The 17,153-nt window shown below is 41.9% G+C and carries 9 protein-coding genes; 8 read left to right on the top strand and 1 reads right to left on the bottom strand.

The window, feature by feature from the left end; genetic code table 11:
* The first annotated feature begins 397 nt into the window (after window positions 1-397).
* The 5 genes from ACDQ55_RS09400 to ACDQ55_RS09380 all read left to right on the top strand — a co-directional run bounded on the left by ACDQ55_RS09400 (window position 398) and on the right by ACDQ55_RS09380 (window position 10,128).
* Window positions 398-3,553, top strand: a complete 3,156-nt coding sequence (locus ACDQ55_RS09400) for a SusC/RagA family TonB-linked outer membrane protein (RefSeq protein WP_420981118.1) — start codon at window positions 398-400, stop codon at window positions 3,551-3,553.
* A 256-nt stretch (window positions 3,554-3,809) separates the two neighbouring features.
* Entirely contained in the window at window positions 3,810-5,090 is a 1,281-nt protein-coding gene (locus tag ACDQ55_RS09395) for a RagB/SusD family nutrient uptake outer membrane protein (protein WP_420981117.1), read from the top strand.
* Between the two features lie 44 nt (window positions 5,091-5,134).
* Window positions 5,135-7,837 (top strand): sugar-binding domain-containing protein, encoded by a 2,703-nt coding sequence (locus ACDQ55_RS09390; protein WP_420981116.1) that lies wholly within the window; start codon window positions 5,135-5,137, stop codon window positions 7,835-7,837.
* 329 nt (window positions 7,838-8,166) lie between these two features.
* Window positions 8,167-9,162, top strand: a complete 996-nt coding sequence (locus ACDQ55_RS09385) for a hypothetical protein (RefSeq protein ID WP_420981115.1) — start codon at window positions 8,167-8,169, stop codon at window positions 9,160-9,162.
* A 147-nt stretch (window positions 9,163-9,309) separates the two neighbouring features.
* The gene (locus tag ACDQ55_RS09380) at window positions 9,310-10,128 is read left to right on the top strand and encodes an SDR family oxidoreductase (RefSeq protein ID WP_420981114.1); all 819 of its coding nucleotides are present in this window, start codon (window positions 9,310-9,312) and stop codon (window positions 10,126-10,128) included.
* A 192-nt stretch (window positions 10,129-10,320) separates the two neighbouring features.
* Here the strand turns inward: ACDQ55_RS09380 and ACDQ55_RS09375 are convergent, their stop codons facing one another.
* Window positions 10,321-11,094 (bottom strand): 3-keto-disaccharide hydrolase, encoded by a 774-nt coding sequence (locus ACDQ55_RS09375; protein ID WP_420981113.1) that lies wholly within the window; start codon window positions 11,092-11,094, stop codon window positions 10,321-10,323.
* 163 nt (window positions 11,095-11,257) lie between these two features.
* Between ACDQ55_RS09375 and ACDQ55_RS09370 the strand changes: the two genes are divergently transcribed.
* From ACDQ55_RS09370 to ACDQ55_RS09360, 3 genes are all read left to right on the top strand, one after another.
* Complete coding sequence (locus ACDQ55_RS09370; protein WP_420981112.1) at window positions 11,258-12,856, top strand: tetratricopeptide repeat protein; 1,599 nt, start codon at window positions 11,258-11,260, stop codon at window positions 12,854-12,856.
* A 239-nt stretch (window positions 12,857-13,095) separates the two neighbouring features.
* A complete protein-coding gene (locus ACDQ55_RS09365) occupies window positions 13,096-15,855 on the top strand; it encodes a TonB-dependent receptor domain-containing protein (RefSeq protein ID WP_420981111.1) in 2,760 nt (919 codons plus the stop codon).
* A 27-nt stretch (window positions 15,856-15,882) separates the two neighbouring features.
* Window positions 15,883-17,151 carry a right-handed parallel beta-helix repeat-containing protein gene (locus ACDQ55_RS09360; RefSeq protein ID WP_420981110.1) on the top strand — a complete coding sequence of 423 codons (1,269 nt, stop codon included), beginning with the start codon at window positions 15,883-15,885 and terminating at the stop codon, window positions 17,149-17,151.
* Window positions 17,152-17,153: the final 2 nt, after the last annotated feature.

The raw sequence follows: 17,153 nt of genomic DNA, 5'->3' as shown, positions 1-17,153 counted from the left end.
CCTATTACAAGCGGAAAACGTTTAACATATTACACCTTACTGATAAAATTGTACTATTTAAAAAATAATAAACAGTTAATACCCATTAATAGTACTTAACCTCAAACAGACTTGTATTATATCTTGAATGCACAAGATATCCGGACTACGCCTATCTGGGTTGCATATTTTACATTCTATACTTACCATCCCAAAAACCGAGGCCATGTTAAAAATGCAATTATTGAATCTTATAAACAGAATTTGCATAATAATCATATTGTTTATCTCATCAATAAATACTAATAATATCTACGCAACGCCTTACAGACAATACCAAAAAATAACTTTATCCGGGAAGAATATACGACTTGGAGACGTATTTCAAAGTATCCAGCAACAAACAGGGCTCATCATAATGTATGATGCCGCAGCAGTAAAATTGGATGAAGGTAAAAGAATCACCGTACAGTTTTCCGAAACAGCGCTTAATGAAGTGATGGCCTTTTTACTGAGTGATAAAAGGGACCTTACCTTTGAGCTCCATAAAAAAAGCATACATATTTACAACACGGATTATTCATCCAAAAACGCTTATATTAAAAAAACAGTTGATAGCGTTCCTACCAATATCATTACCGGCAGAGTAACAGACATATCTGGTAACTCCATACCAGGAGCTACAGTAAGAATAAAAGGCACAAATATCGGCACTACTACAGATCCGGATGGCAAATTTAGAATCCCCTATCTATCCAAAGGCGAAATTGTCACCATAAGTTCCATAGGATTTTCTTCAAAGGATGTTCCGGTGAACGATAAAAATATAATAACGCAATTAAATCCATTTATAAACACCCTGGATGAAACTGTAGTAATTGCATATGGCACTACCACCAAAAGAATGAATACGAGCAATACAAGTACACTAAAAGGTAGTGAATTCGAAACCCAACCTATCAGCAATCCTTTATTGGCTTTACAAGGCCGGGTGCCGGGCATATATATACAGCCCAGTACAGGCGTACCAGGAGCAGGAATAAGCGTGCGCATACAAGGGCAAAACAGTATCCAGTCTGGCAACGATCCTTTGTACGTAATTGACGGCACCCCTTATATTTCTCAATTACTATCTGGCACGTCTCCATCCATCCTGGGACAATCTGGTCCCGGTATGCCACTAGGTAATCCTTTAAATTATATTAACCCTCAGGATATTGAAAGCATCGACGTATTGAAAGATGCAGATGCTACCGCCATTTACGGTTCCCGTGCAGCCAACGGGGCAATTCTAATTACCACTAAAAAAGGGAAAGCCGGAAGTACAAGGGCAAATATCAATATAAACACGGGTTGGGGAAAAGTTCCTAAAAAATTGCATTTACTGAATACCCAACAATACCTTAGCATGCGACATGAAGCGATAAGTAATGACAACGCATCTATAAGTCCAACCGATTATGATGTGAATGGTACCTGGGATACCACAAGAAATACCAACTGGCAGAAAGAATTATTAGGAGGTACCGCCCGCGTCACTAAAATAAATGCAGGTGTATCGGGCGGCGATCAATATACAACGTATCTTATCAATGGAGGTTACTCTAAACAAACCAATGTATTCCCAGGCGATTACGATGACAAAACAGGTAGTTTACATTTTAACATCAGCAATACTTCTCTTAATAAAAAATTTTCAATCCAATTATCGGGAGACTATCTTAAAGATATTAATAAATTACCACAGGTTGACCTAACGAATACAGCCCTGCTATTATCGCCCGATGCCCCTCCCCTTTATAACGCTGACGGAAGCCTGAATTGGGCGCAGGTAAATGGGATTTCTACATGGACTAACCCTCTTGCCCAACAACTATATAACAGATATACCGGTAAAACAGACAACCTGATAAGTGCCATGAACATCAGTTACCAAATTATACCTGGCCTGAAGATAAGCAGCAATTTGGGCTACACTAGAACAGAAATGAATGAAACAATTATTTCCTTGTTAGATCAATACAATCCTGAATCCAGACCATATAATACCAGGGCCAGTACTTTCGGGAGCTCTACTATCAGTAGCTGGGATATAGAACCCCAAATTAGCTACCAGCATTCCCTTAGCAAGGGTATATTCGAAGTACTTATTGGTAGTACCATTCAACAAAGGAATAGTAATATGTCGTCAATAAATGCCTCGGGCTTCAACAGTGATGTAGTTATGGAGGATATAAAATCTGCAGCGAATATTACTGTTGCTTCAACAGAAAGTGATATTTACAAATACAATGCGCTATTTGGTCGTATCAATTACAATTGGCAAGATAAATATATCATCAATTTAACCGCCAGAAGAGATGGAAGCAGTCGCTTTGGTTCAGAAAAGCAATTTCATAATTTTGGCGCCGTAGGTATAGGATGGATATTTACCAACGAAGATTTTATAAAAAACAAGCAGTCCGTTTTAAGCTTCGGGAAATTAAAAGCCAGTTATGGTACAACGGGAAATGATCAGATCCTGGACTACCGGTTTTTAAACCTTTATACTGCTATACCTAATCCCGGCGTACCCTATCAAGGCATAATAGGACTTCAACCCACTGGCATACCTAATCCTTATCTGGCATGGGAAGAAACAAGAAAACTTAATTTGGGCATTGAACTGGGATTTCTTCGGGATAAGGTTATTTTCACCGCAAACTACAATCATAACCGCTCTTCTAATCAGCTGCTTGCATACGTACTACCTATTTTCGCAGGCTATCCTTCTATAACAGAGAACTTTCCTGCCGTTGTACAAAATACAGGTCTGGAGTTAAGCGTTAATAGCACGAATATTAACAAGCGAAATTTTACCTGGTCTACCAATGCTAATTTAACCATTCCAAAAAACAAATTAATATCTTTTCCTGGTTTAGCAACATCCAGTTATGCTACCGGTTATGTAGTTGGTCAACCTATTAGTATTCAAAAAGTGTTTCATTCACTAGGCGTAGACTCCGCAACAGGCGCCTATCTGTTTACAACAGCTAAAGGTATCCCCACCTTAAATCCCGATTACTCACAAGACAGAACCACTATCCTTAATAGTGCCCCAACCTTCTATGGAGGAATTACCAATAATTTCCGTTATAAAAACATAGAACTATCATTTCTATTTTCATTTGGCAAGCAAAAAGGAATAGATTATAGTTTAGGATACTTTCCTGGAATCTTTAACACCAACCAACCTACTTCCGTTTTAACCCGTTGGCAACACCCGGGAGACCAAACCAACATTCAACGGTTTAACTCCAACTATAGCCTATTTCAAAGTTTTCTAAATGCCGACTTATATAGTGATGCAAATTGGGCTGACGCATCTTATATACGCCTGGAAACAGCTACGCTCTCCTGGCATTTCCCGGAAACCTGGTGTAAAAAAATACATATACAAAACTGTAGGTTGTACGTAAATGGCCAAAACCTTTTTACCATTTCCAATTACTTAGGGTTAGATGCCAAAACGCAAAGTATATACAACTTACCTCTATTAAGAGTGCTGTCAATTGGATTAATGGCTTCTTTATAATACCACTAACAAAGAACTACCCGTATGTTTTCTAAAATGAATAAACATGAGACTATTATATTATAACATATCAAAACACACTACCCGTTCATATAAATGCTATTCGTTTATTGTATGTTTTTTATTTATTATTCCTACGTTACAAAGCTGTAAAAAATTAATACACGTTGATCCTCCTACCACCAGTATCAATGCAGGCAATGTATATACAGAGGATGCAAATGCAATAGCAGTATTAACAGGATTATATACTCAAATGAGTAAACGAATGGGAAATGCCGGGCTGCCATCCGTTTCCTTACTTCTTGGTTTATCTGCCGATGAGCTCACCCTATTTGGAGGCGCCAGTAGCCAAACAGGCGATTTGATTCCATATTACCTTAATATACTTACCTCATCCTCCCCCCCGCTGGATTTTACACAAAACCTTTATCCTATGCTTTTCACTGTAAACTCAGCTATTGAAGGAATAGAACAGTCATCTAGTTTAACGCCAGCAGTAAAGCAACAATTACTGGGAGAAGCAAAATTCATGAGAGGCTTTATTTACTTCTACCTTGTAAACCTCTACGGAGATCTTCCTCTTGCGCTTACTACAGATTACACTAAGAACAGGCTCTTGTCGAGAACCCCTCAGAACGAAGTATATCAACAAATTATTACTGACCTCATAGACGCGGAAAGCTCGCTAAGTACCAATTATCTGGCAGGAGATGCCATCACCGTTAGCACAGACCGGATAAGACCCACAAAATGGGCGGCTACCGCATTATTAGCCAGAGTTTATCTATTTACGGGCGACTGGCCCAATGCAGAAACCGAAGCGTCAAAAATCATTGAGAATGGCGCTCTATTTAGCCTCACTTCCTTGGATAGCACGTTCTTAGCCAATAACCAGGGAGCTATCTGGCAATTACAACCTGTTGATTTACCTTCTTATACTACCAATACTCCCGAGGCAAGATATTTTGTTCTGCCAGACTCCGTAGGCCCCAATATTTCTTATCCTGTATATTTAAGCAATAGCTTAGTCAACAGCTTTGAAACCGGCGACCAACGTAGCGTACATTGGATAGATAGCACTATAGTAAAGGCAAGTCCTAACCCTCCCATCATCTATTACTATGCATATAAGTATAAAGTAATCGCTCCCAATGCCCCTGTAACAGAATATAGCGTTGTATTCCGCATAGAAGAACAATACCTGATCAGATCAGAGGCCCGGGCACAACAAAATAACATCGCCGGCGCCCAGGAAGACCTGAACATTATTCGCCATAGAGCCAGCCTTGGGGATACGCCAGCCAGTTCAAGAACAGATTTACTAACTGCAATTTTACGGGAACGACGGGCAGAGCTATTTACCGAATGGGGCCACAGGTGGATTGACTTAAAAAGAACTAAAACAATAGATGCCGTAATGCTATTGGAAGCGCCTAAAAAAGGAAGCACCTGGAATACCACTGCCCAATTATACCCCTTTGCCTCTTCGGATTTATTAAAAGATCCCAATTTAGTGCAGAATCCAGGATATTAATTACTATTTATAATGAGAAACCTGCTTAAGTAAAACAACCAATAATGAATGTTAAAAAAAATTCCAGCGCGCTATTGATTCTACTATTGAGTAGTAACTGTTACGCGCAAAATGGGAAAAACACTACGCTTAATGGTACTGAAATATCCCACTACAAAATGCAGCCCATTCACATGCCATCCCGTTGGGCAAAAGAGGTTGGACCAGATAACGCGCTCAAAGAATACCCACGCCCACAAATGGAACGAAAAAACTGGGAAAATCTAAATGGATTATGGGAATATGCTATCACCGATTCATCGATTGCCTTTCCTACATCGTTTGATGGCTCCATTTTAGTGCCTTACCCGCTTGAATCCGCCCTTTCAGGCGTGCAAAAAAAACTAATGCCTGACCAGCGACTATGGTATAAGAGAAATATTAAAGCAGCAACATTACAACGCAATGAACGGTTAATACTTAATTTTGGAGCTGTTGACTGGCAAGCAACGCTATTTGTAAATAATAAAGCAGTAACAACGCACAGTGGAGGATATGAAAACTTCTCTGCAGACATTACTGATTACTTACACGCCGGCCCAAATGAAATATTGATTAAGGTATATGACCCTTCTGACAGAGGCCCTAATCCACACGGAAAGCAAGTATTAAATCCTGGAAACATTTATTACACCCCATCCAGTGGCATCTGGCAAACTGTATGGATGGAAAAAGTGGCTGCTACTCATATAAACCGGATTCAAACAACTCCGGATATTGATAAAAAGCTACTGGATGTGCAGGTATCCACTACTGCTATCCAGCCCAATATGCAACTTGAAGTTACCGCAAGTACAAAGGGCAAGATAGTAACTACTAAAAAAATACCGCTAACAGGTAATGCATCGCTAAGCCTGGCTATTCCCAATGCCCATCTTTGGTCGCCAGATGATCCTTTTCTATATGACTTAACAGTAAAATTAATAACAGGTGGTAAAACAACAGATGAGATTAAAAGCTACTTCGGTATGCGAAAAATTGCTATTCAAAAAGATGAAAAGGGAATAGACCGGATTTTTCTTAATAATCAATTCACCTATAACCTGGGTACGCTTGACCAGGGATTCTGGCCAGAAGGATTATATACTGCTCCTACTGATGAAGCATTGGCTTTTGATATAAAAGCAATAAAATCCTTAGGTTTTAATACTATCCGCAAACATATTAAAATTGAACCGGAGAGATGGTATTACCATGCAGATAAAATTGGTGTATTAGTATGGCAGGATTTTGTAAATCCAGCCCAAGGCCTACCGGCAGGGGCTAAAGAGCATTTCGAAAAAGAAGTACAAGCCACCATGGACCAGTTACATAATCACCCCAGCATAGTGACCTGGGTAGTATTTAATGAAAGATGGGGCGCATATGATCAGCAAAGAATAACAGAATGGGTAAAACATTATGATCCAAGTCGCATTGTAAACGGGCATTCTGGCGAACTGTTATATGTAGGGGATCAATTAAGAGCTCCTGCCGCCGCTCCCTGGATTAGCAGTGATATGACTGATGTTCATTCCTACCCTGATCCAAGAAACCCGCCAACGCAACCGGGCAAGGCAAAAGTAGTAGGAGAATTTGGCGGCATAGGCGTTGCCGTACCTGGTCATGAATGGAATGACATGCAAGGTTGGGGATATGTACAGATAGATCCGGCACAATTAAAAAATCAATATGCACTCATGGTCGACTCTCTCAAAAAATTGGAAGCACTTGGTTTGAGCGGCTCTATTTACACCCAGCCATACGATGTAGAAGGAGAAGAAAATGGATTGCTAACCTACGATCGTGAAATTATTAAAATGCCCGTAAATGAGATAAGAGAAATTAATAAAACATTGGTAGCACAAACAAGTGGTTTTTCACTCGACCAACACTTTTATATAGCAGCCAATATGGATGTAAACGACAACGATAACCGGTATACGGAATTGTTATCACAATTTAAACAAGGTAATCGCGACTCTGCTTTTCTGAGAAGGTTAACTTTAATGGCTATGCGAAAAAAAGACCAGTCTAATGCTACATTGGCTGGGAATACTTACATCGAAGCACTCACTGATCCATATTCCAAAGAAAACCTTGTTTTTATCAGACAGATTACCAGAACGACAAAAGATAAAGGATTCCAAATGTTTATTTCATCACCTGAAAGAGTAAATAATACGCTAGGAGAGCATCCCATTGAATACGACGTACGAGCTATCATCAATAAGGAAGATGTAGCACATTATCTTACCAATAATAAAACGACTGCCAATTGGGATAGCCTTCAACAAGCCATGGCTGCCAAATATGGATCTTTAGGTGAAGAAGTGATACTGGGAGAACATATGGCATATTGCGAAGCTACCAATGATTGGAAGAACTATGGTAAATACTATGTCCTTTATTTTAAAAAGGCAATAAAACGTTCCGATTATCACATTAATAATAAAACATGGACATTATTTGAACACGTTAATGACTCCGCCGTTTTAGACTTTGCCGCCGAAGTAATGAAATATGATATTCAAGCCTTCGATGGAGGGTCTGCGGAAGCATACGATACATATGCAAACTTACTGCATAAACTAAATAGATCAGCGGATGCCATTAAGTGGGAAGAAAAAGCCGTAGAACGGAAAAAAGGGGCGCCCGATGAAAAAGAATATACCGACAACCTGCAAAAAATGAAAGCCGGCCAGCCAACCTGGCCTCAAAATAACTAATCACATACGCGGTACAAGTGGGTGCAGGTTTACACCCCTTGTGCATAACAATGGCACGTCGCTAATAGTCTTATTGGTGACCTTTTTTCTCTGATAATTCTGACACCTCACTATAACATTTAAAATCAACGACATATGTTTATTCTGAAAAAAATTCGCATTTCGTATAGTACCTATCGTTATCAGGCATTATATTATATAGGTACGATCCATAAAAAGAATCAAAAGTATCAAGCCTGATTGAAATAGTTTATTGCTATCCTATTCAATCAGATTTGCATCAGGCAGGAAATAACAATTTTATTTAATATCCAAACACTAAAATGGTTATGCAACCGGAAAAACGCCTACTCATCGAAACAGATAATCCCAACTTCACACCATTTGAAAAAATCCCTTTAGAATTCCGGAATCTCATTATCCCCGCCGCCGCGGTATTTTACAACCACGACGATGAATACGACATGATTTGCCAGAACATCAGGATCAAAGAATTCTCTATCTGGATGCATGAAGTTTTTGCTATGGAAAATATTATCCTCGCTCCCCAATCAGAAAGAGAGATCCTTGCCCTACATTTTATGGCCAGCGGTGAAACTACCGCCGAAATACTGGACCGTGGCCCCTATAAAATGGCAGGCAAAGAAATGAACCTGTTCAAACTGGGCACCGAAAAACATAAAGCGCCCATGAAAAGGGGAGATACCATGTTCAGCTTTCATATTAACATGCTGCCTGCTACCCTTCCCAAGTTAGCCGAAATACACCCCGAACTGCAACAACTGGCTGCAAAAGAAATAACAACCAGCATCGGGCCTATTAATACAAAACCATATCAAATTAACCTGGCCTGTTATAGGTTGATTAATGAAATCTGTCAATGCAGATACCTGGAAATGCACGCCGATGTATTCCTCTACAGATGCTGCATCGATCTTTTCATCAATTTTGCGCATCAAGATAACGCTACTGGCAAAGCTAACGCTACCAAAGAGTATGCCCAGGAAATGCATGACATCCTCAAAGAAGCATTAGACTATATAGAGGAATCCATTGGAGAAGAATTCTCTATGGCAAAAATGGCATACCTGCTCGATGTAAACGCACAACAACTCAGAGATGCATTTGAAAACATTTACTTTATTACTCCGGAGGCATACGCTTTTCAACGTAAAATGATCCATGGTTATCATCTTACGGTAGGTACAAAAGCCACCCCTGAAGAAATTGCCCTCGACCTTGGCTTTAAAGTAAATGACAATTTTACGCAACTCTTTGAATCCTATTTTAACTGTTCCTTCATCGCTATTCGCAATGCCCAATGAAGTTCATCTTCCCCATTTGATTTTTTAGGTTGGTAATAAGCAGGGTTATTCATGGCCCTGCACTTTCTTATTTCTTAAGTAACCCTTGCTTTTTGTGGTCAGCAAAAGATTCCTTAAATTCATTGCTCACCGTAAAAAGCAAGGGTTATGTCTTTTCAGCAACGAACTGTTTTCATCACCGGCGCCAGCCGCGGTATCGGTAAAGCCATTGCTTTACATCTTGCCAGCAAAGGAGCCAATATCATTATCGCCGCTAAAAGCATTGAAGAAGACCCTCGCCTGGGCGGCACTATCTTCTCCACCGCAGAAGAAGTGGAAGCCGCTGGCGGAAAAGCCCTTCCTGTACAAGTGGATATCAGGGATGAAGCCCAGATAGCCAATGCTGTTGCAATGGGGGTCGCCAAATTTGGCGGCATCGATATTGTTATCAACAATGCCTCCGCCATTCAGCTTACCAACACGGAACAAACACCTGCTAAACGGTTCGACCTCTTATATAATATCAATGTACGCGGTACCTTCCTGGTCACCCAACATTGTATCCCCTACCTGAAAAAAGGCAACAACCCACATATACTCACACTCTCGCCGCCGATAAACCTCGACCCAAGATGGTTCAGTCCACATATAGCCTATACCATCAGCAAATATAATATGAGCATGCTGGCGCTGGGATGGGCTGAAGAACTGGCCCCCTATCACATTGCCTCCAATGCTTTGTGGCCTGTTACTACTATAGGCACTGCTGCCGTGAAAAATCTGCTGGGAGGAGATGCACTGGTCAACAAAAGCCGCAGCCCCGAAATACTCGCAGATGCCGCAACACATATCTTGCAGCAGCCTTCTTCTACATACACCGGGCATACGTTCACCGATGAGGAAGTATTACAAGCTGCAGGGATCACCAATTTTGATAAATATGCCATCGTACCGGGGGCACAATTACAGAAAGACCTGTTTCTATAAATAAAGTTCGGATGGTCTTCTTCGGGGAACCTCAAAATGAAGAAACATCAAAACAGGCATTGTCTCAGTATATCCCTCAGCTAACTGAATAAAAAAAGCCATCTCCGTTTTTGCAAACTTAGGAGACAGCCTCTATAAAATATTAACCACCAAAATTAAACATCACGACGATCATCATCGCCATGCAATAAATTATATCTCACGCACCCAAATGTTCCTGAAGCTCAATGGCTCACTCTTGTCGCCGTGTGCCTGCAGTTTAATCGGGCTGGCGCCATGTGGCTGACGGTAAGCAGGAGTACCAATATACTGGGTAGGTCCTTTCAGTTCAACACCGTTTTGTACCAGTACGCCATTGAAAAGTACAGTTACTTTAGCAGGAAATACAAGTGTCCCATCACTTCCAAATACGGGCGCTGTCCAAATCACATCATAAGTTTGCCATTCTCCAGGGGGTAAAGTAGGATTAGCCAGGGGCACAAATTGTTTGTAGATACTGCCGGCCTGTCCGTTCGTATAGGTTTTATTATTATAAGAATCCAGTATCTGCAGTTCGTAGCCTGCATCTCCCTTACCCAGCGAAGCCAGGAAGATACCACTATTACCGCGGGCTTGTCCGGAGCCAGTGATATTGGAAGGCACCTGCCATTCTATATGTAATTGGTAGTTGGTAAAAGTGCGCTGGGTTTCGATATTGCCAGATTGCTTGTTAACAGTGAGGATGCCTTTATTCACTGTCCATTTGGCAGGTGCGTTGCGATCGTCTGCCATTACCCACTGGTCCAGGTTATGGCCATCAAACAATACAATAGCATCGGAAGGCGCTTCTCCGCATTTTTTACCGGGCTTTATTTCCGGCGGTACAGGGCTATATACTTCTGTATCTTCCGGTTTTGCTTTTTCCTGGGCATTAGCAGCGCAAAAACCACTTGCTAATAACATTGTCAATAAGAGTTTTCTTTTCATAATCAATTTTTAACTGGAATTAATGCTGATTGTATTGATCTGCTTTTCGGGTCAAAAAATCGCCGTCCGCACAATAATATATAAAATCCTTTTGCGGCGCAAGCAATTTTACGCAGATGGCAGCGCAATTTGGTAACATCCAGTTAACACTAAAAGCGGTTCTTTGCAGATTGTTTTGGTGTTTATGAAAGGGGTTTTAAAGATTATATTACTATGCTTGCTGATGAGTCCGGCTATGAGCATGTGGGCGCAAGATAGCATACAACTGCAGCTGGAAGCGGCGGCCAGGCTTGGTCAACAGTCGCCCGATGCTGCCTTCTTAACCTTGCGCAAAATGCACGATACCGCACTCACTAATAATGATGAAGTGACTGCCGGGAAATGCTTGCAGGAAATGGGAAAGATCTGTTATACGCTCGGACACTATTCAAAATCACTCGAATACTACCAGCAAGCCGCCACTATTTTTGCGGCCCAACAGCAGTCCAAAGCGGAAGCAGCAGTACTTAACGACATTGGCCAGCTGTATTACCGTAATATTAATAAAAAAGCTGCCAAGCAACAATACGACAGGGCCTTGCAGCTTTACCAACATAGCCACGATGAAAGCGGAATGGCGGCTACCTACGGCTATATCGGCCACTACTACGAGAAACAGCAGCAATACGACAGTGCAAGATACTTCCAGGAACTGGCCCTGAAACAATACCAAACCGTCCGCGATACCTTGGGTATGGCAGGCATCTATGAAAATCTGGGTACCATCCAGGAAGACCTGGCCAAATACGACTCAGCGTTTTACTACTTCCAACAAGCCTTGCACCTGTACGAACTGCGCCATGAAAGGGTAGCTGGCATAGAAGTGCTGAATAATATTGGAGACGTATTAAGAAAAACGGGCGACTATAAACGCAGCATGCCTTACTCCCGCGAGGCGCTCACCATTGCCTTACAAACCAATAATAAATACCAGGAAGCCGCCGCCTGTAAGGATATGGCAAAATTGTTCAACTTACAGGGACACAACGACAGCGCCTATTATTACATGGAGCGAAGCCGGAAATGCCTCCTGGAAATTTATTCGGCTCAAAACAACCAGCAGATGAGCTTCCTCCAGATCATTTATGATACCAATAAAAAGAATGATGAGATCATGCAGCTGGAAAACAGCCATAAAATGAACCTTATTATTTATACCGCTGTGGTAGTTGTAGTGGTATTACTGGTGATCCTCTGCCTCTTGACCATTTCCCGGCAAAAACTCCGGATCAGCCAGGCCCAGGCCCTTTCCGAGAGGAATGCGGAACTGAACCGCATACAAAAAGACCAACTGGAACTGAAAAGCAAGCAATTAGCTACCCATACCCTGGACGTGATCCAACGCAACCAGTTCCTCGATGAACTGCGCAATACCCTCTCCCAAATGGTACAGGAAGACAAAAGGGACCAGAAAAAACAATTGCAGCAACTGGTACTCAAGATAAACCAGAATGTAAATCATGAAAAACAGTGGAAAGAATTCACCGGCATATTTGAACAAGTACACCAGGTGTTTTTTGATAAACTGAATGCATTATATAGTGACCTGACCAACAATGATATTAAATTACTGGCCCTCCATAAAATGAATATGGACTCAAAAGATATGGCCACTATCTTGAATATTTCTCCAGATAGTTTACGGGTAGCCAGGTACCGGCTCAAGAAAAAACTGAACATTCCGGAAGGGGATACCCTTAATGCGTTCGTACAAAACCTATAGTCTTAACATTCGCTTAATGTTGCCGTAACATAATGGTAATGGCGGTTTATGTTACAACAAAATAATTAATAATCAACAACTTACAATCTATTTGTATACGCTGATTACGCTTTGTTTACGGTATTGATAACGCTGTTCACGTTTTGCTTATGCCGATTTCTTGTGATTTTTTTGGCGACAGTTCACCTTTGCAACGCGATCCAAACAGGAACCCGGACCGCATCAAATTCATCAAAAAAATGAAGACACTTTTAAAAACGTTTTTATGTCTGCTGCTCAGCACTGCTATCGCAAAAGCTGACGGTTTTAAAGGACATGTTTACGATCAGAAAACAGGAGAACCGCTGATAGGCGTAACCGTACTACTGGAACAAACCAAAGCGGTGGCACTCACCGGATTGGACGGTTCCTTTGAGTTTAAAAAGACGACGCCAGGGCAATATACCCTTGTGATCTCCCATCTTACCTACAAAACACTGACCCAACAGATCACTGTCCTGGAAAAGGATAATGCCCCTGTGAATATCTACCTGAGTGAGCGCAATAGCAAAAACCTCAGTGAAGTAGTAGTAGCTGCCAACACCAAGGCCTCTTCAGAAAAAACAGCCAGAAAGCTGGAACAGAAATCTGCACAGGTCATGAACGTAGTGTCTGGTCAGGCGATAGAAGTATCTCCCGATCTCACTGTAGCTAATGTGATACAGCGCATATCCGGCGTTTCTGTAGAACGTAGCAGCAATGGCGATGGTCAATATGCCATTCTCCGGGGTATGGATAAAAGATATAACTACACCCTCATTAATGGTGTGAAGATCCCCAGCCCGGATAATAAATACCGTTATGTACCGCTGGACATCTTCCCTTCCGAGCTGCTGGACCGCCTGGAAGTGTACAAATCCCTCACTCCTAACATGGAAGGCGACGCTATTGGTGGCGCTGTGAACATGGTAATGAAAGATGCGCCCAACAAACTGCTGCTCAATGCCAATGTAGCTACTGGTTATAGCCAGATGGTACTTGATAAGGGCTTTACCGCTTTCGATGCCGGTGGTATCAACAGTAAATCTCCTTATGAAGCACATGGAAAAAATTACGATGCCGGTCCGAAAGACTTCGCTACTGGTACGCTTAATTACCACAATAAAAACTTCGCACCTAACATGGTAGCCGGCCTGTCTGTTGGTCAACGCTTCTTAAACGATAAACTGGGCATCATCCTGGCAGGTAGCTTCCAGAACAACTACCGCAGCACTACCAGCACTTTCTATAATTCCTCTGTAGTGGAAACAGATAAATATGCGGTAATCACCAGTATGGTAAACAGACAGTACAGCGAGCAACAACAACGTAGTGGTTTCCATGGTAAGGTAGACTATGCTTTCAATGAAAACAACAAACTGTCGCTTTACAGTGTATACATGAACCTACAGAACTTACAGACCAGGGAAGGTATTAACACCAACTTCTCCAATGCAGACTACAATGGCCCTGCCGGTAATGCCCAGCTTTCTTACGAAAGCCGTTCCAGGAAGATCAACCAACAGATCTATAATTCCACTCTGCATGGCGATCATAAGATTATTCCAGGTAAATTAAAGCTGGATTGGTCTGCTGTATTCTCTTCCGCCCGTAACGAAGTACCAGACAATACCACCATTAAGTTAAACGGTATACGTAAAAACTTTGAAGAAACCCCTACTACCGTTTCAGGAAGTAACCGTCGCTGGGAACGCAATACCGACAATGATATCGCTGGCTATGCCAACCTGACTTATACCGCTAAGATTGCTGGTACTAAGGTAGATTTCACTGCTGGTGGCTTATACCGCGACAAACAACGTAGCAGCTTTTTCAACAATTATGTGCTGAAAGCAGTGAATACTTATGGCATGTATGGCGTGGATTTCAATGACTATACCGAAATTGAATGGGATGTACAGAATCCTAAAGGCGCTGTAGCCAACGCACTTACCTATGATGCCTCCGAAAAAACGACTGCCGGTTATGGTATGTTTAAATTCAAGGCTGCTGAACTGGAAGTAACTGGTGGCGTACGCGTAGAACATACCAACCAGGGCTACCATATGCTGTTTCCTCGAGGAGAATCCCGCCCGGTAGGCAGCCAGATATATACTGACGTATTACCTAGCCTGAACTTGAAATATGAAGTAGCTGAGCATCAGAACATACGCGGCTCTTACTTCCGCTCTCTCAACCGCCCAGGCTTCTTCGAAATAGTACCAGGACCAATTGTACAGGAAGAATACCAGGAGCGTGGTAATCCGGATCTGAAACGCGCCATTGCCGACAATCTGGACTTACGTTATGAATTATTCCCGAACCATTCCGACCAATTACTGGTAGGTGTATTCTATAAAAGAATACAAGATCCGATAGAAAATACAATCAAGGCAGACGCTACCCGTCCGCAGGATGTCTATTATTCCGCCGGTAACTTTGGTACTGCAAGAAACTACGGGCTGGAAATAGATTATATAAAATTCTTCAGCAAAATAGGTATTAAAACCAACTACACCTACACTAATTCCAGCATCACTACCGATAAGAGCAGCAGGATCAGGGATGAAAAAGGTGACCTGAGAACTATTTTGGTTACTCAAACCAGACCACTCTACGGCCAATCTGCCCATATCGGCAACCTCTCCTTGTTGTACAAAGACAGCAATAAAGGCTGGGACGCTCAATTGGCTGCAGCATATACCGGTCCACGTATCAACACAGTATCCCAGTTCGTAGACAATGACCTCTGGCAAAAAGGATTTGTGCAAATGGATCTATCTATCGAAAAACGTATCCGTAATCATTTCAGCATATACGCCAAAGCCGGTAACCTGCTGAACACGCCTACTGAAATTTTCATCAAAGGCACCAATAGTAAAAATGCCGACCTGCCAGGACAAGGTGAAGCCAATGAAACACTGATCAGGAAAGACTATTATAAACAAACTTACCTGCTCGGCGTACGTTACAAATTATAAATTTTAACCCATTTAAAATATTCAACTATGAAACAGTTCAAACAACTCTTTTTATACGCCGTACTGATAACGGCAGCATTTACTGGGTGTAAGAAAGCGAATAGCGATGTGGATGTTACCAAAGAAGTTATCGGTTCCGGCACGCTGAACGGGGAAGTATATGGTATCTGGCCAAGAGGAAGCGTACAACGCATTTCCGGCGACATCATTATCCCTGAAGGTAAATCCCTGGTAATTGAAGAGGGCGTACTGGTACTGATGGACACCCTGGCTAAACCAGAGATCATCGTAAAAGGAAATCTCTACTCTATGGGTACAGCAGAAAATCCGGTAAAATTCACCATTGAAGAAAACTATCGTACCGATAGCCGTAAATTCGGTAAGCAATGGGGCGGTATTCTCGCAGCGCCTACCAGTGCAGAAGTACTACTCGACAATACCATCCTCGAATATGGTGGTGGTACTACCACAGAATCTTCTACCTCTGTAAAAATGGGCTTGTACAAAGCAGTGAGCGGTGAAAACCTGCCAGCTTTATGGTTTAGCAACGCCAATGGTACATTAGTGGTTACCAACTGTATTTTCCGTAATTTCCAGGAAGATTGTACTTATATAGAAGGTGGTAAGATCATCTTCTCTAACAATTCATTCTACACCACTGGCCTCACTGGCGGCGAAGGTATCAACATTAAATCTGGTTGCATTGCAGACGTATCTTACAACCTGTTTTACGCTACCAACACCAACGCCATGAAGCTGTCTAACTCTGGCGACCGTACGCCACAAGCACACGTAATTGCTTACAATAACACCATACTCAATACCGGTTGGAGAAGACCTACTGTAAAAGGCGGTTCTATCTGGCTGGAAGCTACTGTGTTTACAGAACTGCACAACAACCTCTTTGCCAACGCACGTTTTGGTATTAAGAGAGATACCAAAAAACCAGAAGACACCCGTTCTGTGAACAGCTATAACCTTTACTATGGCTTCACCCAAGCTACCGTAGATCAGTTCCAACCTTCTGCAGACGTAGTAGGTGGTAAAAATGATATCATTGGTAAAACAGCTGGTGTTAATGATCCTAAATTTGTAAATTACCCGCTCAATACGGCTGGTGACAATGCAGATTTCAACCGTAGCTGGGATTTCCACTTACAGGAAGGTTCTCCGGCGCTGGGTGCAGGTACTACCGATTTCGTACGTAACTTTCCTAATGGATTGACCATAAACGATATCAATTATCCTTCTCCCGCTCCTTCTTCTTTCATTGGCGCCTTTGGTACCAAAAAATAAAC

It is taken from the genome of Chitinophaga sp. 30R24 (assembly GCF_049056765.1).
Taxonomy (GTDB): Bacteria; Bacteroidota; Bacteroidia; order Chitinophagales; family Chitinophagaceae; genus Chitinophaga.
Note: the sequence above shows the minus strand (reverse complement) of the source record. Positions and strands in the feature narration are given on the sequence as shown.